The following is a 22,681-nucleotide window of genomic DNA, read 5'->3' as shown; positions in this document are numbered from 1 at the left end:
AGAGAGCAAATGGAATGGGAGGATTTCAATGCGCATCACAATGACCTGCGCCGCGCTCGCGCTCGCCCTGGGCTCTGCCCCGGCCTTTGCGCAATCCGGCGAAATCACGATCTGGAGCTGGAATGTCGCGGCTTCATCGCTGAAGGCGACCGTTGCCGGCTTCAACAAGCAATTTCCCGACGTCAAGGTGACGGTCCAGGATCTCGGCAACCAGCCGACCTACGACAAGTCGATCGCCGGCTGCGCCGCCGGCGGCGTCGGCCTGCCTGATATCGTCACCATCGAGAACGGCGAGGCCGAGAATTACTGGAGTCAGTTCCCCGACTGCTTCGTCGACCTGCATACGCTGGGCTACACCGCCGAGGACCAGAAGAAATTCCCCGACTTCAAGCGCACCGAGCTCGAAGTCGGCGACAAGGCCTATGCGATGCCGTGGGATTCCGGTCCGGTGGCAGCTTTCTACCGCCGTGACTTCTACGAAAAGGCCGGCGTCGATCCGGCGTCGATCAAGACCTGGGACGATTTCATCGCCGCCGGCAAGAAGATCCAGGCCGCCAACCCGGGCGTCTCGATGACCAATGCGGATTTCAACGGCGACAGCGAATTTTTCCGCATGATTTCCAACGAACAGGGCTGCGCCTATTTCGCCGAGGACGGCCAGTCGATCACGATCAACCAGCCCAAATGCGTCGATGCCATGACCAAGGTCAAGGAGATGAAGGACGCCGGCATCGTCTCTTCGGCCGACTGGGGCACCAAGATCACCAACAACACCGCCGGCACCGTCGCTACCCAGGTCTATGGCGGCTGGTATGAAGGCACCATTCGCACCGAATCGGCCGGCGAGAACGGCAAATGGGGCGTCTACCTGATGCCGAGCCTCACCGCCGACGGCCCGCGCGCCGCCAATCTCGGCGGCTCCTCGCTGGCCATCACCTCGGCATCCAAGAACAAGGAGGCCGCCTACGCCTATCTGAAATACACGCTCGGAACCAATGAAGGCCAGATCACCATGCTGAAGGACTTCGGCCTGGTGCCCTCGCTGGTGTCGGCGCTCGATGACCCCTATGTCGCGCAAGGCCTGCCCTACTGGGGCGGCCAGGCGGTGTGGAAGGACATCCTCGGCACCTTGCCCAAGGTTGTTCCGAGCCGCGGCACGCAATTCCAGAGCGACGCCGAAATCATCGTCCGCGCCGTGCAGACAAAATATCTGGCCGGCGGCTACCCCGACGCCAAGGCAGCGCTCGACGATGCCGCAAGCCAGATCGCCGCGGCGACCGGATTGCCCGTCAAATCTTGATCTGGACCGAGACGGTCCCGGGCGGCATTGATGCTGTCCGGGGCCGAACGCGCCACGTGTTTCAGCACGGGCGCGCAACCCCCTTGAACGCGGAAAGGAGGCTACAATGCGCTATCAGAATGCCACGGCGTATCGCTTCCTCGCGCCGTATCTGCTGATCTTTGCAATCTTCTGGGTGTGGCCGATCATCGATTCGTTCATGATCTCCTTCCAGGCGACACGCACCGTGCCATGGCGGTTCGCGCCCACCTTCAACTGGGGCCGGTTGATCGGCGACCCCGCCTTCTTCAACGCACTGAAGAACACGCTGCTCATCCTCGTCATCCAGGTGCCGGTGATGATCACGCTGGCATTGGTGATGGCGGTGCTGTTGAACTCGCCGCTGCTCAAGGCGCGCGGCCTGTATCGCTTCGCCTTCTTCGCCCCGGTCGTGGTCGGCGAAGTTGCCTACTCGGCGGTCTTCCGGCTGATGTTCAACCTCAATTTCGGCATCATCAACAAGCTCTTGAACAGCGTCGGCCTGCCCAGCGTCGACTGGTTTTCCAACGTCACGCCGGCGATGGCGCTTATCATGATCGCGGTCACCTGGCGCTGGGCCGGCTACAACGCCATCATCCTGCTCGCCGGCATGCAGTCCATTCCCGAAGATGTCTACGAGGCGGCGACGCTCGACCGGGTCAGCAAGCTCAAGCAGTTCTTCTTTATCACTTTGCCGCTCTTGAAGCCGGTCATCGTGTTCTGCCTTGTGCTGTCGATCATCGGCACCATGCAGCTGTTCACTGAGCCCTTCCTGATCACCGAGCGCGGCGGACCCGGCGGCGGCACCGAGACGCTTGGCCTGTTGCTTTACCGCCAGGGTTTTCGGTCGCTCAACTTCGGCTACGCGTCGGCCGTCGCCTACACCATGGCCGGGCTGGCGATCGCGATCACGCTGGTGCAACTGTGGCTGACGAGGGAACCGAAATGAGTTCCCTCTCCTCCGCAAGGCTGGGACGCAGCATCGCGCTGCATCTGTTCCTGACGCCGCTGGCGCTGATCTGGCTGTTTCCGCTGTGGATGATGGTGGTGTTCTCGACCATGCCGGACAACGGCATCTTCAGCCCCGGCATCGAGCTTTTGCCGCATGGCAATTTCATGGACAATTTCAACAATCTGCAGCGTGACACCGACTTCGTCGGCGCTATCGGCATTTCGGTCTCCGTGGCGGTGACCTACACGTTCCTGTCGGTGCTGCTGACGTCGATGGCCGGCTGGGCGCTGGCCCGCTACAGGTTCGTCGGCAAGGGCGTGGTTGTCGCCATCATCCTCGGCACCATCACGCTGCCCTATGCGGTGGTGCTGATCCCGCAATTCATCATGGTGGCGCGCGATTTCAAGCTTGCCAACACCTGGGTGGCGCTGATCGTGCCGCCGCTGTTCAATTCGCTCGGTGTGCTGTTCATGCGGCAGAGCTTCTCGATGATGCCGGACGACCTTTTCGATGCGGCGCGCGTCGAGGGGGTGAAGGAATGGCGCATCTTCCTCTTCGTCGCACTGCCCCTGGCGCGGCCGATGCTGGCGGCGCTCGCCATCATCCTGTTCCTCGCCTCCTGGAACAACTATTTGTGGCCGCTCCTGATCAACAGCCAGCCCGGTTCGATGACGGCGCCGGTGGCGCTCGGCACGCTGATCGGCCTCACCAAGGTGTCGTGGGGCGGCATCATGGCGGGCGCGGTGATGCTGACGGTGCCGATGCTTGTCGTCTTCGTGCTGCTGCAGCGCCATTTCATCGCCGGCATCGCCGCCGGCGCGATCAAGTAAGGGACAGCATGGCGACAGTCACGCTCAACAATGTCATCAAGCGCTTTGGCGTCTTCGAGGTCGTCCATGGCGCCAACATCGACGTCAAGGACGGCGAGTTCGTCGTCTTCGTCGGCCCCTCCGGCTGTGGAAAATCGACGCTGCTCAGGATGATCGCCGGGCTCGAGGACATCAGCGGCGGCGAGATCGCCATCGGCGGCAAGCTCGTCAACGATGTCGAGCCGGCCGACCGCGGCATCGCCATGGTCTTCCAGTCCTACGCGCTCTATCCGCACATGAGCGTCGAACAGAATCTGAGTTTTGGGCTCAGGATGACCGGCAATCCGAAGGCCGACACCGACCGGCGCGTCAAGCGAGCCGCCGAAATCCTGCGCATAAATGAATTGATGAACCGGCGTCCCAAGCAATTGTCGGGCGGCCAGCGCCAGCGCGTTGCCATTGGCCGCGCCATCGTGCGCGAACCGCAGGTGTTCCTGTTCGACGAGCCGCTTTCCAATCTCGACGCCGAATTGCGTGTCCAGATGCGGGTCGAGATATCGCGCCTGCACAAGGAACTCGGCACCACCATGATCTATGTCACGCACGACCAGACCGAGGCGATGACACTCGCCGACAGGATCGTCGTGATGCGCGCCGGCCATATCGAGCAGATCGGCCGGCCGCTCGATCTTTATGACAATCCCGACAATCAGTTCGTGGCGGGTTTTGTCGGCTCGCCGAAGATGAACTTCATCAGCGGCCGCATTGTCGGGCACGATGTACATGGTGTCGTGGTCGAACTGGCGGGTCAGGAGAAGACCCGTATCGCGCAACCGCTGACGGGTGCCGCACCCGAAGCAGGGAGCAAGGTCATGGTCGGCGTGCGTCCCGAACATTTTGGCAGCGCCGGAGAGGGCGACACCGACCTTGTGGTGCGCATCGACGTGGTCGAGCACCTGGGCGGCACAAGTTTTCTCTATGCCAGAACGGCGAACGGTGACGACGTGGTGATCCAGCGCGACGCGGCAAACGTTCCCGATGCGTCCGAGATCACGGTTTCCATCCGCAAATCCTACCTGTTCGATGAAAAGGGGCTGCGGCTGCGCTGACGGCCGCCGGTTCCAGCCTTCAAGGAGAATGACAATGACTTCAACAACGCCCATTCGCTGGGGCATTCTCGGCCCGGGCAGCATCGCCCAGGCCTTTGCCGGTGGCGCGGCCGCTTCGCGCACCGGCAAGCTCGTTGCCATCGGCGCGCGCAATCCCGCCAAGCCGGGCCTCGCCGAAAGTTTTCCCGGCGCCCGCATCGTTGATGGCTACGATTCCTTGCTCGCCGATCCCGACATCGACGCCATTTACATCTCGATACCGCATCCCGGCCACGCGCAATGGGCGATCAGGGCGGCGGAAGCTGGCAAACACGTGCTTTGCGAAAAGCCGCTTGCGCTGACCGCCTTCGAGGCCGACGCCATGATCCATGCCGCGCGCAAGGCCGGCACCTTTCTCGGCGAAGCCTTCATGTACCGGCTGCACCCGCAGACGCTGAAGCTGGTGGAACTGATCAGATCGGGCGTCATCGGCGATATCAGGATGATCAAGTCGAGTTTCGGCTTTGCCATGCCGGGCTTCATGCCGGAGCATCGGCTCTATGCCAACGATCTTGCCGGTGGCGGCATCCTTGATGTCGGCGGCTATCCGGTCTCGATGGCGCGGCTGATTGCCGGGGCGGCGGCGGGCCTCCCCTTCGCCGAGCCGGACAAGGTGGTTGGTACGGCCCACCTTGGCCAGTCCGGTGTCGACGAATGGGCTTCGGCGGTGCTGCATTTCCCAGGCGGCATCATCGCCGAAGTTTCCTGCAGCGTCTCGCTCAACCAGGACAATGTGCTCAGAATCTTCGGCACCAGGGGTCGCATCGAGGTGCCGGACTTCTGGTTCGCCGGCGGCGACCGCAACGTCGGCCTGGGCCAGATCGACGTGATCGGATCCGACGGCGCGCGCGAGACCATCAGCGTCGACGAAAAGCGCCATGTCTATTCTTTCGAGGTCGACGCCGCCGGTGAGTCCATCCTCGCCGGGCGGCAGGAATTCGCATGGCCGGGCATGGACTGGGCCGACAGTCTCGGCACCTTGCGCGTCCTCGACAGATGGCGGGCGGCGGCGGGCCTGGAATACGGGATCGAGAAGGCCCCACAGCGCACCAACACCATCTCCGGCCGGCCTTTACGCTCCGGCGGAACGGCGATCGCCAAGCGCACCATTCCGGGCCTGTCGAAGCCGGCGTCCGTGGTGGCGCTCGGCTTCGAGGATTTCCGCACCTTTTCTTCCGGGTCGATCCTGCTCGATGCCTTTTTCGAGGCCGGCGGCAATCTCTTCGACACCGGCTATGTCTACGGCGGCGGTTACACCGAGGCGCTGCTTGGCGAGTGGCTGAAAAGCCGCTGCGTGCGCGCGCAATCGGTGGTCATCGCCAAGGGCGCGCATTCGCCGCTCTGCTATCCCGATGTGATCGGCAAGCAGCTTGACCAGTCACTCGACCGCCTGCAAACCGACCATGTCGATGTCTATTTCATGCATCGCGACAATCCCGATGTGCCCGTAGGTGAATTCGTCGATGCGATGGATCGTGAGGTGAATGCCGGCCGCATCCGCGGCCCGTTCGGCGGCTCGAACTGGACGATGGAACGCATGGACGAGGCTATTGCCTATGCCGAGCGGACCGGCAAACAGAAGCCCGGCGCATTGTCCAACAACTTCTCGCTGGCCGAAATGCTGGAGCCGATCTGGGCCGGCTGCGTGACCTCCTCGACCGATGCGTGGAAGACCTGGCTGGCCGCCCGGCAGATGCCGAACTTCGCCTGGTCGAGCCAGGGGCGCGGCTTCTTCACCGACCGCGCCGGGCGCGACAGGCACGACAATGAGGAACTGGTGCGGGTCTGGTACTCGGAGCGGAATTTCGGCCGCCGCGACCGGGCGATCGAACTTGCCGCGCGGCTGGGCAAGAGCCCGATCCATGTTGCGCTGGCCTATGTGCTCAATCAGCCCTTCCCATCCATTCCGCTGATCGGGCCACGCACCCTGGGCGAGTTGGACGACAGCCTGCGCGCACTCGACATCACGCTTTCGCCGGCCGATCTCGAGTGGCTGGATGGCGGCAGGCTCCACGCTGCCTGATGCATGTCGCCCAGAAGTGCGCAGCGGTTTTGGTCGACATGCATGAAACCACGATCCCAAGGCGGCGTCAGGTCTCGTCGTCCGGCACGCTGGCGCCGCGTCTGGCCGGGGTTCTCATGCTGGCGTACATGCCGGTGGTACGGAATTGGCTGGGCGTGATCCCGTAGCAGCGGCGGAAGACCTTCGAAAAATAATTCGCGTCGTCGAAGCCGCACAGGATGGCGACTTCCTTCACCGGCAGGAAGTCCACCTTGGTCAGCAGCTTCGCCGCGCGTTGCAGGCGCTGCTGTAGCACGAACTCGGCGGGCGGCAGGCCTTCGCTCTCGGCGAAACAGCGTGAGAAATGGGCCCGGCTGAGGCCACTGATCTGGACCAGGTCCGCCACCTGCAGCGGCTTGTCGAGATTGGCACTGATGTGATCGATGACCGGCTGCATGGCACTCTGTTTTTCGGCAAAGGCGTGTGAGCCGAAGACATCGTCATAGAGCGCCATCGCGGCTTCGTAGGCGACGGCGGAAGCAGCACCCGGCGATGCGGCGCCCTTGATGAGGCGCAGGCTGCAATCGGCAAGATGGTCGATCGTCGCCGGCTGCAACCGAAACACCGGACCCGAGGTGCCGAGTATGGATTTGTGGATGCGCAGCGCCTCATCGCCGTTCATCGAAATCCAGAAATATTCCCAACGCTCATCCTTGGCCAGCCAGTAGCGGTGGTTGTGCGGCACCAGCACCAGCAATGTGTCGTTCTTCTGCAGGCGGTAGTTGCGGTTCTCATAGCGCAGCCGGCCTGTCCCGCTGATCGTGTGCTGGAGCACGGTGAACGGTGTCTGGCCGCGCTTGCGGCCGTCCCAGTCGTAGATCTCGTCCTCGCGCACTTCATAGCCCGTGCTCGTCGGCATGGCGTGCAGGCGCTGGCGGCCGCGGGGCAGCGAGATCGTGCGCATGGACTGTCCGTTGGCTATCAAATCCTGCAGCACAAAATTACCCTTCAAAGCACAATCCTTCTCTGGTCGCGCTCGTGAATAAGCGCATAATCCCCTTCGAAAAGCGAGAGAGATCCGCAGTCGAGGAGCGGACAGGGAGGTTGGCATGGCCGGATTCCGGCGTGTCCTGCACACATGTCATGGCATGTGGCGGAACCTTTCCTTGTCGTTCCTTGCCTGCCATTCGAACGAAATGAGGTCCGGCAGATGAGTTTCAAAATCGCTATCATTGGTGCCGGCAGCGTTGGATTCACCAAGAAGCTGTTCACCGACATCCTGTGCGTGCCCGAATTCACAGACATCGAATTCGCGCTGACCGACGTCAGCGCGCACAATCTTGAGATGATCAAGGCGATCCTCGACAGGATTGTCGAGGCAAACAGACTGCCGACCAAGGTGACGGCGACCACCGACCGCCGCAAGGCAATCGAAGGCGCACGCTATGTCATCAGCTGCGTGCGGGTCGGCGGCCTCGAAGCCTATGCCGACGATATCAGGATTCCCCTGAAATACGGCATCGACCAATGCGTCGGCGACACGATCTGCGCCGGTGGCATTCTCTATGGCCAGCGCAACATTCCGGTGATCCTGGATTTCTGCAAGGACATACGCGAGGTTGCCGAGACGAACGCCAAATTCCTGAACTACGCCAACCCGATGGCGATGAACACCTGGGCTGCGATCGAGTACGGCAAGGTCGACACCGTCGGGCTCTGCCACGGTGTCCAGCACGGCGCCGAGCAGATCGCCGAGGTGCTGGGCGCGAAGTCCAGACAGGAGCTCGACTATGTCTGCTCCGGCATCAACCACCAGACTTGGTTCATCGATCTGCGCCTCAACGGCCGCGAGATCGGCAAGGACGAACTGGTCGCCGCCTTCGAGGCGCATCCGGTCTATTCCAGGCAGGAGAAGCTGCGCATAGATGTCTTGAAGCGCTTCGGTGTCTATTCGACCGAAAGCAACGGCCATCTTTCCGAGTATCTGCCCTGGTACCGCAAACGCCCCGACGAGATCACGCGCTGGATCGATATGTCCGACTGGATCCACGGCGAGACGGGCGGCTATCTCCGCTACTCGACCGAAACCCGCAACTGGTTCGAAACGGAGTACCCGCAGTTCCTCGAAGCGGCATCACAGCCGATCGATCCCAAAAAACGCTCCAACGAGCATGCCAGTCACATCCTGGAGGCGCTGGAGACCAACCGCGTCTATCGCGGCCACTTCAACGTCAAGAACAATGGCGTGATCACCAACCTGCCGCAGGACGCCATCATCGAGTCGCCCGGTTTCGTCGACCGCTTCGGCATCAACATGGCCGCCGGCATCACCTTGCCGGAAGCCTGTGCGGCCACCTGCATCTCCTCGATCAACGTCCAGCGCATGTCGGTCCATGCCGCTATAGCCGGCGACATCGATCTGCTCAAGCTCGCCGTATTGCATGACCCGCTGGTCGGCGCGGTTTCAACCCCGGAGGAGGTCTGGCAGATGGTCGACGAAATGGTCGTCGCCCAGGCAGCCTGGCTGCCGCAATATGCCCACGCGGTTCCGGCCGCCAGGGCGCGGCTGTCGACATCCGAGGTCAAGACCCGCGAATGGGCCGGCGCGGCGCGGCGCAGCGTGCGCTCGATCGAGGAATTGCGCGCCGAAAAAGCCGCGCTGAAACAAGCCGGCTGAAATTTCATGCGGTGATGGTGGATCTACGGGAGGGGGATCCACTGCCACGAAGTCGTTTGGATTCGAGGAGAAGCGGAGCAGGTATAAAAGCTCCGGAACAAACAAGAGGGAGAGAGACCGTGAGGAATTTACGCAATATCAGTCTTGCCGCCGGACTGGCGCTGAGCGTCTCGGTTCCGGCACTCAACGCTTTCGCTTCAGAGCCGACAGTCCCGCCGGTGCCGGCGACTTTTCCCGCCGAGGGCAAGATCAAGTACGTCGCGCGTGACTCCATCCTGGAGTTCAAAGCCCTGCCGGAATATCATGAGCCGGATTGGGTGACCGAAAAATACGTCAAGACCGGCAAGCTGCCGCCGGTGAAGGACAGGCTGCCCAAGGAGCCGCTGGTCTTCAAGACGGCCAACATGCCTGACGGCGTGGGCGTCTATGGCGATACGATGCGCCATGTCATCGGCGGCCGGCCGGAAGGCTGGAACTATGGTGCCGGCCAGACGCAAGGCTGGGGCGGCATCGATATTGGCCTTTCCGAATGTCTGACGCGCACGGCGCCACTGTTCCAGGTCGAAGCCAAGGACACCGAGCCGCTGCCGAACCTTGCCAAAAGCTGGGATTGGTCGAAGGACGGGCACAAGCTGACCATGCATCTGATCGAGGGCGCCAAATGGTCTGATGGCGTGGCCTTCAACGCCGACGACGTCATGTTCTATTGGGATGACGAGGTGGTCGACCCGAACGTCTCGCCGCTCAATGGCGCGACGCCGGAAACCTTCGGCGTCGGCACGACGCTGAAGAAGATCGACGACTACACTGTCGAGTGGACCTTCAAGGAAGCCTTCCCGAAACAGTACCTCTACGCCATGGCCTATGGCACCTTCTGCCCCGGCCCCGCGCACATATTGAAGCCGCAGCATCCGAAATATTCGAAGAACACCTACGACCAGTTCAAGAACGCCTTTCCGCCGGAATATATGAACATGCCGGTGATGGGCGCCTGGGTGCCGGTCGACTACCGGCCGGACGACATCATCGTCATGCGCCGCAACCCCTACTATTGGAAGGTCGACGAAAAGGGCAACCAGTTGCCCTATCTCAACGAACTGCAGTACAAGCTGTCGACCTGGGCCGACCGCGACGTCCAGGCGGTCGCTGGCTCGGGCGACTTCTCCAACCTCGAGCAGCCGGAAAACTTTGTCGCCTCGTTGAAGCGCGCCGCTGAAGCCAACGCGCCGGCACGGCTCGCCTTTGGTCCACGCCTCATCGGCTACAATCTGCGCCTGAACTATTCCGCCAATGGCTGGGGCAACCCGGACGAGCGCAGCCAGGCAGTCCGTGAGCTGAACCGCAATGAGGACTTCCGCAAGGCCGTCACCATGGCACTCGACCGCAAGGCACTGGGCGACTCCCTGGTCAAGGGGCCGTTCACCGCCATCTATCCCGGCGGCTTCTCCTCGGGCACAAGCTTCTATGACCGCAAGTCCACCGTCTACTATCCATTCGACCTCGCGGGCGCCAAGGCCGAACTCGCCAAGGCCGGCCTCAAGGACACGGACGGCGACGGTTTCGTGAACTTCCCGGCGGGCACTGCCGGCGGTAAGAACGTCGAGATCGTGATGCTCGTCAACAACGACTACGGCACCGACAAAAGCCTTGCCGAAGGTGTCGTCGCGCAAATGGAAAAGCTGGGCTTGAGGGTCGTGCTGAACGGCCTCAACGGTACCCAGCGCGACGCCTCGCAGTATTCCGGCCGTTTCGACTGGTTGATCCGGCGCAACGACCAGGAACTGACCTCGGTTGTGCAGAACACCGAACAGCTTGCGCCTGTCGGCCCCAAAACCAGCTGGAATCACCGTGCGCCGGAAAGCGGCGAGGTCGACCTGATGCCTTTCGAAAAAGACCTCGTCGACATCGTCAACAAGTTCGTCGCGTCAGAGGACAACGACAAGCGCGCCAGCCTGATGAAACAGTTCCAGAAGATCTCGACCGAACACGTCTACAATATTGGCCTGACGGAATATCCCGGCGCGCTGATCGTCAACAAGCGCTTCTCGAACATTCCGCAGGGCACGCCGATCTTCATGTTCAACTGGGCCGAGGATTCGATCGTCCGAGAACGCGTCTTCGTCGCGGCCGACAAGCAGGCGAAATACGAATTGTTCCCGCAGGAGCTCCCGGGCAAGCCCGGAGACAAGGGTCCGATGTAAGTTTACCTCCCCTGACCAAGAGAGACCCGGCCGCGCCGCTGGCGCGGCCGGGGCAAACCAACCTCCGAACGACCCTCAATGGGAGCGTCCGGCGAAATGAGGAAGCCGACCGTCCATGCTGCGATTCCTGCTTATGCGCATAGCGTCGGCAATACCGGTCCTCGCAATCTTGAGCCTCGTCACCTTCGCCATCATCCAGGCGCCACCTGGTGACTATGCCGACTACATCCGTTCGCAGCTGATCAACCAGGGCGGCGCGTCCTTCGCCGAGGCCGATGCGCAGGCCCAGGCCTACCGCGTCGAACACGGCCTCGATAAGCCGCTGCCCGTCCAGTATCTCAACTGGATCGGCGGAATCATTACTCGCGGCGATTTCGGCTACAGCCTCTACTACAACAAGCCGGTGGCCGATGTCGTCGGCGAGCGCCTGCCGAGAACGCTGCTCCTGGCGCTGGTCTGCCATCTGCTCGCGTCGGTGCTGGGCATCACGTTCGGCATATGGGCGGCGACAAGGCAATACACGTGGATCGACTCGACGCTCTCGGCCATCGCCTTCCTCGGCATGACCGTGCCGCGCTTCCTGATGGCGCTGATCATCGTCTATCTCCTCGTCTTCCAGTTCAACCTGTCGGAGATCGGCTCATTCTTCTCGCCGCAATATGGCGGCGCGCCATGGTCTTGGGCGAAGTTCGTCGACCTGGTCAAGCATGTCTGGCCGGTGGTGGCGATCGCCACTTTCGGCGGCCTCGCCTACAATATGCGCGTCATGCGCGGCAATCTGCTGGATACGCTTAACGCGCAATATGTCGAGACGGCGAGAGCCAAGGGCCTGACCGGTAGCGCCGTCGTCATGCGGCACGCCGTGCCCAATGCGCTGCATCCACTCGTCATGTATCAGGGTGTGGTGTTGCCCTACATGCTCACCGGCGAGATCGAGACGGCGATTATCTTCGCGCTGCCGACCGTCGGCCCGGCGATCGTCGGTTCGATGGCGGTCGGTGATGTCTATGTCACGGCCACCTTCATGATGGTGCTGTCGGCGACACTGATCGTCGGCAACATCATCGCCGACATGCTGCTCGTCCTGCTGGACCCGCGCATCCGCCAATACGGAGAGAGCTAGATGCTGGCCCGCGATCCATCACCTCCACCGCTGCCGGCGGAAGGACCCATCGTCGCCAAACCGGCGCGCGGCAATGAGAGCTATATCGCGCTCGTCTGGCGTCGGTTGAAGCGCTCCTGGACCGGCATGGCCGGGCTTTGGCTCGTCGTTCTGTTGCTGGTGATGGCCGTGTTCGCCGAATTCCTGGCGCCGATGGACCCGAAGGCGACCGATGTCGGCTTCGCTCCGCCGCAAGTGCCCTCCTTCCACGACAAAGACGGCAATTTCGTCGCGCGGCCACGGGTCTATGCGCTGGCCGATTCGGCCGACCTCGATCCGGTCACCTTCCAGCCCGTCGTCGGCCCCGACTACGACCATCCGAGACTGCTTGGCTTCTTTGTCGAAGGCGCGCCCTACAAGCTCTTCGGGCTGGTCCCGGCGGACCGGCATTTCTTCGCCTCGATGGACGGCCAGCCGGTGCATTTCCTCGGTACCGACAAGTTCGGCCGCGATATCCTGTCGCGCGCCATACATGGTTCGCGCGTCTCGCTGATGATCGCGCTGACGGTCGTCTTCATCATAACCGTCATCGGCACCACCGTCGGCATGGTTTCCGGCTATTTCGGCGGCCGGTTCGATATCTGGATGCAGCGCTTCGTCGAACTGGTGCTCGCCTTCCCGCAGCTGCCGCTCTATCTTGCGCTGACGACGCTGATCCCCGTCACCGCGCCGACCAATGTCTTCCTCGCCTTTGTCATCGTCGTCATGTCGGCGCTGGGCTGGGCGCAGATGTCGCGCGAGGTGCGCGGTAAGACGTTGGCGCTGGCCCGCATCGAGTATGTGCGCGCCGCAATGGCGGTCGGCGCCACCGACCGGCGCATCATCCTGCAGCACATCTTGCCCAATGTGATGAGCCACGTGATTGTCGCCGTCACCTTGGCGATCCCGACGGTGGTGCTGCTCGAATGCTTCCTCGGGTTCCTCGGCTTTGCGGTCAAGCCTCCGCTGATCTCGTGGGGCCTGATGCTGCAGGACACCGCGACCTATTCCGTCATCGGCACCTATCCCTGGATCCTGTCGCCGGTCGGTTTCGTGCTCGTCACCGTTTTTGCCTTCAACGCGCTGGGCGACGGCCTGCGCGATGCCGTCGATCCGTATTGAGGTGGCTGGGATGACCGTCGCACTCGCCGAATCCTTCGCCCCCACCGTTCGTCATGACCATGACGGGCGCCAGGACCAGCCCATCATCGACGCCCGCAACATCGAGGTCGCCTTCAAGGTCGAGCACGGCGTTGTCGAAGCGGTCAAGGACATCTCGTTCCAGCTCTATCGCGGCGAGACGATCGCCATCGTCGGCGAATCCGGTTCCGGCAAGTCGGTGACGGCGCGCGCCGTCATGGGGCTGCTGTCGCGCCGGGCCACCGTGTCGCCGAAATCGAGCATCTGTTACGATGGCCAGGACATCCTGAAATTCCCCGAGAGCGAGCGGCGCAAGCTGCGCGGCAACCGCATCTCGATGATCTTCCAGGAGCCGATGAGCTCGCTCAACCCGATCTATACGGTCGGCAGCCAGATCGTCGAGGCGATCCGGGTGCACCGCAAGGTGAGCCGCAGGCAGGCCTGGGCACGGGCGCTCGAACTCTTGCGGCATGTCCAGATCCCCGAGCCGGAGGCGCGGCTCAAACAGTATCCGCACCAGCTTTCGGGCGGTCAGCGGCAGCGCGTAATGATCGCCATGGCGCTGGCCAACGATCCTGACGTGTTGATTGCCGATGAGCCGACCACCGCGCTCGACGTCACCGTCCAGGCGCAAATCCTGAACCTGATCCGCAATCTGCAAAAAGAACTGCGGATGGCGGTGATCCTGATCACCCACGATCTCACCGTGGTGCGCAAATTCTCCGACTATGTCTACGTCATGCAGCATGGCGCGATGTGCGAGCACAACGTCACCGAACGGCTGTTTGCGGACCCACAGCATCCCTACACGCAGCGGCTGCTCGCCGCGGAGCCGCGTGGGCGTCCGCAACCGCTTCCCGAGGGCAGCGGCGCCATCCTCGAAGCGAATGATGTGCGCGTCTGCTTCATGCTGCGTCACGGCAGTTTCCTGAGGCCGGACTGGCGTGAGCTGGTCGCCGTCGACGATCTCGGCCTCAAGCTTTGCCGCCATGAGACGCTGGGGCTTGTCGGCGAATCCGGTTCCGGCAAGACCACATTCGGCCAGGCGCTGCTGAGATTGATCGACACCAAGCGCGGCGAAATCCGTTTCGACGGCCAACCGATCCAGGGCCTGTCACGCAACGAGATGCGGCCACTGCGCGCGCGCATGCAGATCGTTTTCCAGGATCCTTTCTTTTCGCTCAATCCGCGCATGACGATCGGCCAGATCATCGAGGAAGGGCTGGTCGTCAACAGCATAGGCGCGACACGGGCCGAGCGGGTCGACCGGGTGCGCGAGGCGCTGGTCAGTGCCGGCATGCCGGGGGATATCCTTTCGCGTTTCCCGCACGAATTCTCGGGCGGTCAGCGCCAGCGCGTCGCCATCGCCCGCGCCATCGCGCTCGAGCCCGAATTCATCCTGCTCGACGAGCCCACCTCGGCGCTGGACCTCTCCGTCCAGGCGCAGATCATCGACCTCTTGCGCAAGCTGCAGGACGAGCGGGGCTTGAGCTACCTGTTCATCTCGCACGACCTCAAGGTGGTGCGCGCGCTGTGCCACCGCGTCATCGTCATGCAGCACGGCAAGATCGTCGAACAGGGCCCCGTCGACGAGGTCCTCACCAATCCCAAGACCGCCTACACCGAACGGCTCGTCAGGGCCGCTTTCGATGTGGCTTGAACATATGCCGGAGGTTAGCGTGGCAAGAAATCCCAAGATCACATTCATCGGCGCCGGCTCGACGGTGTTCATGAAGAACATTGTCGGCGACGTGCTGCAGCGGCCGTCGCTTTCGGGCGCCACGATCGCGCTGATGGACATCAATCCGCAGCGGCTCGAAGAGAGCGCCATCGTCGTCAACAAGCTGATCGCGACGCTCGGGGTCAAGGCGAAGGCCGAGACGCATTCCGACCAGCGCAAGGCGCTGGCGGGCGCCGACTTCGTCGTCGTCGCCTTCCAGATCGGCGGCTATGAGCCCTGCACGGTCACCGACTTCGAAGTGCCGAAGAAATACGGCCTGCGCCAGACGATCGCCGACACGCTCGGCGTCGGCGGCATCATGCGCGGATTGAGGACCGTGCCGCATCTGTGGAAGATCTGCGAGGACATGCTCGCCGTCTGCCCGCAGGCGATCATGCTGCAATACGTCAACCCGATGGCGATCAACACCTGGGCGATATCAGAGAAATATCCTGAGATCAGGCAGGTCGGCCTCTGCCATTCGGTGCAGGGCACGGCAATGGAGCTGGCGCACGATCTCGACCTTCCCTACGAAGAGATCCGCTATCGCTCGGCCGGCATCAACCACATGGCCTTTTACCTGAAATTCGAGCATCGCCAGCCCGACGGTTCCTACCGCGACCTCTATCCCGATCTCGTGCGCGCCTATCGCGAAGGCCGCGCGCCCAAGCCCGGCTGGAATCCGCGCTGCCCCAACAAGGTGCGCTACGAGATGCTGACGCGGCTAGGCTATTTCGTCACCGAAAGCTCGGAGCATTTCGCCGAATACACGCCCTATTTCATCAAGGAAGGCCGCCCCGATTTGATCGAGAAATACGGCATTCCGCTCGACGAATATCCCAAACGCTGCATCGAGCAGATCGAGCGCTGGAAAGACCAGGCGCAGGCCTACCGGTCAGCCCAGCGGATCGAGGTTGAGGAGTCGAAGGAGTATGCCTCCTCGATCATGAACTCGGTGTGGACGGGCGAACCCTCGGTGATCTACGGCAATGTCCGCAACAATGGCTGCATCACCTCGCTGCCCCGCGATTGCGCCGCCGAAGTGCCGTGCCTGGTCGACGCCTCCGGCATCCAGCCGACTTACATCGGTGACCTGCCGCCGCAATTGACGGCGCTGATCCGCACCAACATCAACGTGCAGGAATTGACGGTGCGGGCGCTGATGAGCGAGAACCGCGAGCACATCTACCATGCTGCGATGATGGATCCGCACACCGCAGCCGAGCTCGATCTCGACCAGATCTGGTCACTGGTCGATGATCTCCTCGCCGCCCACGGCGACTGGCTGCCGGCCTGGGCGCGTGTGGGGCACAAGACCGAGGCGGCTTGATGGGCCGCTCCCGGCAGTCTGGCCTCACTTAGGCTCGTCGGCGTCCGTTTCTTCCTCGTCGTCGCGGGCGGAGATGACATAGGCGCCCTTCAGCCAGCGGTTGAGGTCGATGTCCTTGCAGCGCGTCGAGCAGAACGGATAGGTCTCGCGCGCCGAGGGCTTGCCGCATTCGGGGCAGGGGCGCTTCGGCCGCAGCGGCGTGACCTTGTCGTCCAGGCTCACAGCCGGGCTCCCACTTGCCACCCGCGATGCACCTTGAAGCCTTCGCCGGCAAGCAGCGCCACTGTCTCGTAGAGAGGCAGGCCGACGATGTTGGTGTAGGAACCGACCAGCTTGACGACGAAGGCGCCGGCGAGACCCTGGACGGCATAGCCGCCGGCCTTGCCGCGCCATTCACCGGAGGCCACGTAGGCGTCGATTTCCTCGCGCGGCAGCCGCTTGAAGCGCACCCGCGTCTCGACCAGTCGCTGGCGCAATTTGCCGCCCGGCGTGATCAGGCAGATGCCGGAATAGACCCGGTGCGAACGGCCCGACAGCAGCCCGAGGCAATTGGCGGCGTCGTCGAGGGTTTCAGCCTTGGGCAGGATGCGCCGCCCGACGGCGACCACCGTATCGGCGGCCAGCACGAAGCCAGGCGCATAGTCGGCCTCGGCCGTCAGCGAGGCGAACGCCTTCTCGGCCTTTTCCTTCGACAGCCGCTTGGCCAGAGAGCGCGGATGCTCGGCGCGCAGCGGCGTCTCGTCGACATCGGCCGGCAGCACGCGGTCCGGCTCGATGCCGGCCTGCTGCAAGAGCTCGATCCGGCGCGGCGAACCCGAGGCAAGCACCAGCTTCTGCAAAATGCTCATCGCGGACCAGTCGCGCTTTGCTTACTTGAAACGATAGGTGATGCGGCCCTTGGTCAGGTCGTATGGCGTCATCTCGACCAGAACCTTGTCGCCGGTCAGCACGCGGATGCGGTTCTTGCGCATGCGGCCGGCTGTATGGGCGATGATCTCGTGTTCGTTTTCGAGTTTCACCCTGAACATCGCGTTGGGCAACAATTCCGTCACGACACCCGGAAACTCGAGGACTTCTTCCTTCGGCATTCGATACCTTTGCTTGGATGGTAGTTCCAGCGCCCTGGCCGGAATTTCGGCGGAACCTATATGATAAACGCCCGCTTGTGAACACGCTTAATCCGTCTCGTTTTTTGCTTCTGGAAGCAAAAAACGCCGACCTATGCGCGCTTTCAGCCGCTCGCGTACGTCGCGATAGCTGGCCATGATCTGCTCGCGCGTGCCGGCGGCGTCGGTCGGGTCCGGCGTCGGCCAGTATTCGACCTCTACGGCGAGCGAGCGGGTGAGTTCGAGTGCGGCATGGTGCGCTTCTGGCGCCAGCGTGACGATGAGGTCGAAATAGTCGTCTTCGAGATCGTCCATCGTCCTTGGGTGACGCTCGCCCAGCGACATCCCTTCCTCGGCCAGCACCGCATCGACGAACGGATCGCGCTCGCCGGCGCGAACGCCGGCCGAGGCGACGAAGACAGTGGCCGGCAGCGCCCGCCGCGCCAGCTGTTCGGCCATTGGCGAGCGCACGGCGTTCATGCCGCACAGGAACAGGATCGAGCGGGGCAGGGCAGCCAGGGCTAGCCCCGCCAGTGCAGCACGCAGACCAGCGTGAACAGCCGGCGCGCCGTATCGAAATCGATGTCGATCTTGCCGGCCAGCCGGTCCATCAGCGTTTGCGAGCCCTCATTGTGCAGGCCGCGGCGGCCCATGTCGATTGCCTCGATATGGCTCGGCGTCGAGGAGCGGATGGCGTCGTAATAGCTTTCGCAGATCATGTAGTAATCCTTGACGATGCGCCTGAGCGGCGTCAGCGACAGGATGTGGGTGACGACGGCATCCCCGTCCTCGCGCGCTACGGCAAAGACCAGGCGTTGCTCGGCCAGTGACAGTTTTAGCCGGTATGGCCCGGGGCCGCTGTCATTGACGGGTTGAAAACTGTTCTCCTCGATCAGGTCGAAGATCGCCACCGCACGCTCATGCTCGACATCGGGCGTCGAACGGCCGATCGATTCATCGAGTTCGACATCGATCAGCCTGGCGCGGGTTTGATCGGAGTCCGACATGACGGCCTACATGTTCAGCCGTATGGCGACGGAGCGGCCGTGCGCATCGAGGCCTTCCGCCTTGGCGAGCGCAATCGCCGCCGGCGCCAGAATCCGCAGCTGCTCCGGTCCAAGCTTCAGGATCGAGGTGCGCTTGACGAAGTCGAGCACGGATAAGCCAGACGAGAAGCGCGCCGAGCGTGCCGTGGGCAGCACGTGGTTGGAGCCACCGACATAGTCGCCGATGGCCTCCGGCGTGTGGCGGCCGAGAAACACGGCACCGGCATTGCGCATCCGCGCGAGAAACCCTTCGGCATCGTCGATGGCAAGTTCGACATGTTCTGCGGCGATGCGGTCGACCAGCGGCAGCGCGGCGTCGATCGTGACGACCTCGACCACCGCGCCGAAATCGCGCCAGCTCGCCGCTGCCGTCTCGGCGCGCGGCAGGCTCTGCAATTGGCGTTCCACGGCCCGTTCGACGGCACGACCGAAGGCCGGATCGTCGGTGACCAGGATCGACTGCGCCGACGCATCGTGCTCGGCCTGGGCCAGCAGGTCGGCGGCGATCCAGTCCGGATCGTTGCTGCCGTCGGCCACGACAAGCACTTCCGAGGGCCCGGCGATCATGTCGATGCCGACGGTGCCGAACACCTGGCGCTTGGCCGCCGCCACATAGGCATTGCCGGGTCCGACGATCTTGGCCACCGGCTTGATCGTTTCGGTGCCGTAGGCGAGCGCGGCAATCGCCTGGGCGCCGCCGACACGATAAATTTCCGACACGCCAGCGATATCAGCCGCCACCAGCACCATCGGATTGATGATGCCGCCGGGCGCGGGCACGACCATGACGATGCGTTCGACGCCCGCCACCCCAGCCGGTATGGCGTTCATCAGCACCGAGCTTGGATAGCTCGCGGTGCCGCCCGGCACATAGAGCCCGACCGCCTCGATCGCCGTCCAGCGCGAGCCGAGCTCGACGCCGGCGGCATCCGTATAGCGATCATCCCTGGGCCGCTGCCGCTCATGATGCGAGCGGATACGGTCGCGCGCGAATTCCAGCGCCTCGATCGTCTTAGGGTCGGCGGTCTGGTAAGCCCGGGCAATGTCGTCCTTTGATACGGCAATGCCGAGACTTCCGAGGTCGGCGTGGTCGAATTTCCTGGTGTAGTCGATCAGCGCCGCGTCGCCCTCGGCGCGCACGCGCGCGATGATGTCGCGCACCGCGGCATCGACATCGGCCGACACCTCTCGCTTGGTCAAAAGGAAGGCGGCGAAACGCTGCTCGAAATCGGCATCGGACTGACGAAGCGTGATGGCCATCGGACGCTCAAGCCTTGTGGACGGGACGCGAGGTGGCTTCCCACGCGCCGCCGATGTCGGCAAGGCGGGCCTCGATGCACTCGACATCGAGCATGATGGTACCGCCGCCCGAAAAGATCAGCTCGACGATACCGGCCGGCTTGCTGATCTCGATGAAACTGACCGCCAGCAGCGACAGGACCTCGGCCGGCTTGTCTCGAGCAATGCCATTGGTCTTGGCGCCGAGCACGCGGTCGAAATGCAGCACGGCCTGCCGCCGCTCATTGTGCTGGCGAAACAGGCTGGATTTGGCCTCCCAGACAAAGCGGTTCATGGTCAGCACGAAACGCTTTGCCGAAGGCAGAAACTCGAGGTCCGAGACCTTCATCACGGCATCCTGGACATGGGCCGAAACGATGCTCAGATCCTGGTCGTCGAGTGCGATAAGCTTAAGGGCGGTCATGCGGATTTCGCACCTGAAGGTTGATTGTTCAGCCTTCTGTTAGAGCATGATCCCGAAAAGTGGAAACCGGTTTTCGCAAAAGATCATGCTCAGACAGGAATCTGGAGGCTCATCTCGACCTTAATCGAGATGAACCAGGCTCCAGGAGGGTCCTTCCCGTCCGCGCAACCGCGCCGCGAGGCCTGGCGATTGGCTACGCCGAAATCCGCTCGATCACCGCGCCGCAATTGGAAAGCTTTTCCTCGAGCCGCTCGAAGCCGCGGTCGAGATGGTAGACACGGTTGACCGTGGTCTCGCCTTCGGCTGCCAGGCCGGCGATGACCAGCGACACGGAGGCGCGAAGATCGGTCGCCATGACCGGCGCGCCCTTCAACTTCGGCACGCCGTCGACGATCGCCGTCTGGCCCGAAAGCGTGATGTGGGCGCCGAGCCGAGCCAGTTCCTGCACATGCATGAAGCGGTTTTCGAAGATCGTCTCGGTGATGCGCGACTTGCCCTTGGCCATGGTCATCAGGCCCATGAACTGCGCCTGCAGATCGGTCGGGAAGGCCGGGAAGGGCGCCGTCGTCACATCGACCGGCGAGATGCCGGCGCCGTTGCGTCTGACGCGAATGCCGGAATTGGTCGGCGTGATCTCGGCGCCGGTCTGCGAAATCACGTCGAGCGCGGTCTGCAGCAGTTCGGGTCGCGCGCCTTCGAGCACGACGTCGCCGCCGGTCATGGCTACGGCCATGGCATAGGTGCCGGTCTCGATGCGATCGGGAATGACGCGCACGCGGGCGCCCGACAGCGATTCGACGCCATCGATGGTGATGGTTGGCGTGCCGGCGCCGGAAATCTTCGCGCCCATGGCATTGAGGCACTCGGCGAGGTTGACGATCTCGGGCTCGCAGGCGGCGTTTTCAAGCACCGTCTCGCCCTTGGCCAGCGACGCCGCCATCATCAGGACGTGGGTGGCGCCGACCGAGACCTTAGGGAAGACGTAGCGGTTGCCGACGAGGCGACCATTCCGGGTCTTGGCGATGACGTAGCCGGTGTCGACGTCGATATCGGCGCCCAGCACCTGCAGGCCTTCGAGGAAAAGATCGACTGGGCGCGTGCCGATGGCGCAACCGCCCGGCAGCGACACCTTGGCCTCGCCCATGCGCGCCAGCAGCGGGCCGATCACCCAGAACGACGCCCGCATCTTCGACACGAGCTCATAAGGGGCCGTGGTGTCGACGATGTTGCGGGCCGAGAAATTGATGGTGCGCGAATAGCCCTCATTCTGCTTCTCGCGGCGGCCATTGACCGAATAGTCGACGCCGTGATTGCCGAGGATGCGGATCAACTGCTCGACATCGGCCAGATGCGGCACGTTTTCCAGCGTCAGCGTGTCGTCGGTCAGGAGCGAGGCGATCATCAGGGGCAGCGCCGCGTTCTTGGCGCCCGAGATCGGAATGCTTCCGGCAAGCTTGTTGCCGCCGACAATTCTGATGCGATCCATGGAAGAACGTCCCTCTCGGCCAAAAAAGCCGGTTCAATCGGTTGAGTATCGGCCCCTCTAGACCATTGGCCGGCCTGGTTCAAGAAATAGGATTTCGTCCACCCCGGGCCAAGAGTGGCCGATTTGAGTTAATCTTTTTGCATTTCCTTCGCCGAGCCGAGCCCGTCCGGTCGTTGGTCGGCTTCGCCGGTGCGGCGCGAGCGCGACTGCGCCTTGCGCTTCTGCAGATTGGCACGCAATTGCTCCGCGAGCCTGTCCTTGCGGTTCGTACCGCCCTTTTTCAGTGGAATTGTCTTGTCGTTCATAATCTCGCCCCGGCTGGCGACCAGCCAGCCCGCTATTCAGGGATAGCCAACATTGTGGCGCCGCCATGTCATCAAAAGCGATCCGGCAAAGGCTTTCGCAGAAGCGTTGCACTTGGCCTTGCGCTTGCCGGTTCGATATGGCAGAAGCCCCGCCATCGGCGGCTGCGGTAGCTCAGTGGTAGAGCACTCCCTTGGTAAGGGAGAGGTCGAGAGTTCAATCCTCTCTCGCAGCACCAGTCCATCCCGTTGAAATCGCTGAAGCCATTGGCGCGCTACGCGTTCCGTCCATTCTGACGTTACAAATGACGTCACAAGACGGAAATCGAGACCGCCGCTGTCCACCAGGCTTGTGATCCCCAAGGACCTTCGGCCCTTTATGGAGTGCAGGACAGGGGCTACGAACACGCCTTGGGCCTGGCTACAGGACGGCTCACAAGGCACTGCCAGGCGCTGTCGCTGCTCATCATCATGATCGCGTTGTTGCGCAGTTCCGGCATGGGATCGCTGGACCGCTGAATGATGCTGACCCGGTTAGCGACGGTGAGTTCTCGGCGCTCCGACGGGAGCGACCAAGCGCCTGAGAAAGTCCCTCCCGGCA

The 22,681-nt window shown here is 62.9% G+C and carries 21 protein-coding genes and 1 tRNA gene; 12 read left to right on the top strand and 10 right to left on the bottom strand.

What is annotated here, in order from left to right; all coding sequences use genetic code 11:
- Positions 1-28 precede the first annotated feature (28 nt).
- From AC1D2G_RS05440 to AC1D2G_RS05420, 5 genes are all read left to right on the top strand, one after another.
- Positions 29-1,300, top strand: coding sequence for an extracellular solute-binding protein (locus tag AC1D2G_RS05440; protein ID WP_477412539.1), 1,272 nt, complete (start codon positions 29-31; stop codon positions 1,298-1,300).
- A 106-nt stretch (positions 1,301-1,406) separates the two neighbouring features.
- Complete coding sequence (locus AC1D2G_RS05435) at positions 1,407-2,267, top strand: carbohydrate ABC transporter permease (protein ID WP_184872124.1); 861 nt, start codon at positions 1,407-1,409, stop codon at positions 2,265-2,267.
- Entirely contained in the window at positions 2,264-3,100 is an 837-nt protein-coding gene (locus AC1D2G_RS05430) for a carbohydrate ABC transporter permease (RefSeq protein ID WP_095088662.1), read from the top strand. Before AC1D2G_RS05435 ends, AC1D2G_RS05430 begins: the two co-directional genes overlap by 4 nt.
- An 8-nt stretch (positions 3,101-3,108) precedes the next feature.
- Positions 3,109-4,188, top strand: a complete 1,080-nt coding sequence (locus AC1D2G_RS05425; protein ID WP_477412537.1) for an ABC transporter ATP-binding protein — start codon at positions 3,109-3,111, stop codon at positions 4,186-4,188.
- 34 nt (positions 4,189-4,222) lie between these two features.
- The gene (locus tag AC1D2G_RS05420) at positions 4,223-6,250 is read left to right on the top strand and encodes an aldo/keto reductase (RefSeq protein ID WP_477412535.1); all 2,028 of its coding nucleotides are present in this window, start codon (positions 4,223-4,225) and stop codon (positions 6,248-6,250) included.
- Positions 6,251-6,317: 67 nt separating this feature from the next.
- Here the strand turns inward: AC1D2G_RS05420 and AC1D2G_RS05415 are convergent, their stop codons facing one another.
- Positions 6,318-7,340: an AraC family ligand binding domain-containing protein gene (locus AC1D2G_RS05415; protein ID WP_477412533.1), complete on the bottom strand. Its 1,023-nt coding sequence runs from the start codon at positions 7,338-7,340 to the stop codon at positions 6,318-6,320.
- A 99-nt stretch (positions 7,341-7,439) separates the two neighbouring features.
- Here AC1D2G_RS05415 and melA (AC1D2G_RS05410) point away from each other — a divergent pair, with 99 nt between their 5' ends.
- From melA (AC1D2G_RS05410) to melA (AC1D2G_RS05385), 6 genes are all read left to right on the top strand, one after another.
- A complete protein-coding gene (gene melA / locus AC1D2G_RS05410) occupies positions 7,440-8,906 on the top strand; it encodes an alpha-glucosidase/alpha-galactosidase (RefSeq protein ID WP_095088881.1) in 1,467 nt (488 codons plus the stop codon).
- A 119-nt stretch (positions 8,907-9,025) separates the two neighbouring features.
- A complete protein-coding gene (locus AC1D2G_RS05405; RefSeq protein ID WP_477412531.1) occupies positions 9,026-11,107 on the top strand; it encodes an ABC transporter substrate-binding protein in 2,082 nt (693 codons plus the stop codon).
- A gap of 115 nt (positions 11,108-11,222) precedes the next feature.
- Positions 11,223-12,230, top strand: coding sequence for an ABC transporter permease (locus tag AC1D2G_RS05400; RefSeq protein WP_095088651.1), 1,008 nt, complete (start codon positions 11,223-11,225; stop codon positions 12,228-12,230).
- A complete protein-coding gene (locus AC1D2G_RS05395) occupies positions 12,231-13,370 on the top strand; it encodes an ABC transporter permease (protein WP_477412529.1) in 1,140 nt (379 codons plus the stop codon). It begins immediately after the preceding gene.
- 10 nt (positions 13,371-13,380) lie between these two features.
- Complete coding sequence (locus AC1D2G_RS05390) at positions 13,381-15,048, top strand: ABC transporter ATP-binding protein (protein ID WP_477412527.1); 1,668 nt, start codon at positions 13,381-13,383, stop codon at positions 15,046-15,048.
- 19 nt (positions 15,049-15,067) lie between these two features.
- Positions 15,068-16,438, top strand: coding sequence for an alpha-galactosidase (gene melA, locus AC1D2G_RS05385; RefSeq protein WP_477412525.1), 1,371 nt, complete (start codon positions 15,068-15,070; stop codon positions 16,436-16,438).
- Between the two features lie 24 nt (positions 16,439-16,462).
- Here melA (AC1D2G_RS05385) and yacG read toward each other — a convergent pair whose 3' ends face one another.
- From yacG to AC1D2G_RS05340, 9 genes are all read right to left on the bottom strand, one after another.
- Positions 16,463-16,660 carry a DNA gyrase inhibitor YacG gene (gene yacG / locus AC1D2G_RS05380; protein ID WP_095088647.1) on the bottom strand — a complete coding sequence of 66 codons (198 nt, stop codon included), beginning with the start codon at positions 16,658-16,660 and terminating at the stop codon, positions 16,463-16,465.
- Entirely contained in the window at positions 16,657-17,286 is a 630-nt protein-coding gene (locus AC1D2G_RS05375) for a Maf-like protein (protein ID WP_095088645.1), read from the bottom strand. Before AC1D2G_RS05375 ends, yacG begins: the two co-directional genes overlap by 4 nt.
- 21 nt (positions 17,287-17,307) lie before the next feature.
- Positions 17,308-17,526 (bottom strand): translation initiation factor IF-1, encoded by a 219-nt coding sequence (gene infA, locus AC1D2G_RS05370; protein WP_006200926.1) that lies wholly within the window; start codon positions 17,524-17,526, stop codon positions 17,308-17,310.
- An 87-nt stretch (positions 17,527-17,613) separates the two neighbouring features.
- Positions 17,614-18,078, bottom strand: a complete 465-nt coding sequence (locus AC1D2G_RS05365) for an arsenate-mycothiol transferase ArsC (protein WP_477413048.1) — start codon at positions 18,076-18,078, stop codon at positions 17,614-17,616.
- Positions 18,066-18,551 (bottom strand): UPF0262 family protein, encoded by a 486-nt coding sequence (locus AC1D2G_RS05360; RefSeq protein ID WP_095088641.1) that lies wholly within the window; start codon positions 18,549-18,551, stop codon positions 18,066-18,068. The genes AC1D2G_RS05365 and AC1D2G_RS05360 overlap by 13 nt, the downstream gene beginning before the upstream one ends.
- A 6-nt stretch (positions 18,552-18,557) precedes the next feature.
- A complete protein-coding gene (gene hisD / locus AC1D2G_RS05355; protein WP_477412523.1) occupies positions 18,558-19,850 on the bottom strand; it encodes a histidinol dehydrogenase in 1,293 nt (430 codons plus the stop codon).
- A gap of 7 nt (positions 19,851-19,857) precedes the next feature.
- Positions 19,858-20,292, bottom strand: a complete 435-nt coding sequence (locus tag AC1D2G_RS05350; protein WP_457151819.1) for a DUF2948 family protein — start codon at positions 20,290-20,292, stop codon at positions 19,858-19,860.
- 193 nt (positions 20,293-20,485) lie between these two features.
- Positions 20,486-21,778 (bottom strand): UDP-N-acetylglucosamine 1-carboxyvinyltransferase, encoded by a 1,293-nt coding sequence (gene murA / locus AC1D2G_RS05345; protein ID WP_477225412.1) that lies wholly within the window; start codon positions 21,776-21,778, stop codon positions 20,486-20,488.
- Positions 21,779-21,906: 128 nt separating this feature from the next.
- Entirely contained in the window at positions 21,907-22,083 is a 177-nt protein-coding gene (locus tag AC1D2G_RS05340; RefSeq protein ID WP_477412521.1) for a hypothetical protein, read from the bottom strand.
- A gap of 161 nt (positions 22,084-22,244) precedes the next feature.
- Here AC1D2G_RS05340 and AC1D2G_RS05335 point away from each other — a divergent pair.
- Positions 22,245-22,319: transfer RNA gene (locus AC1D2G_RS05335), tRNA-Thr, on the top strand.
- Positions 22,320-22,681: the final 362 nt, after the last annotated feature.

The organism is Mesorhizobium sp. P2_C7 (assembly GCF_056404515.1).
The sequence above is the reverse complement of the archived record's forward strand: the minus strand, read 5'-3'. Positions and strand labels throughout refer to the sequence as shown.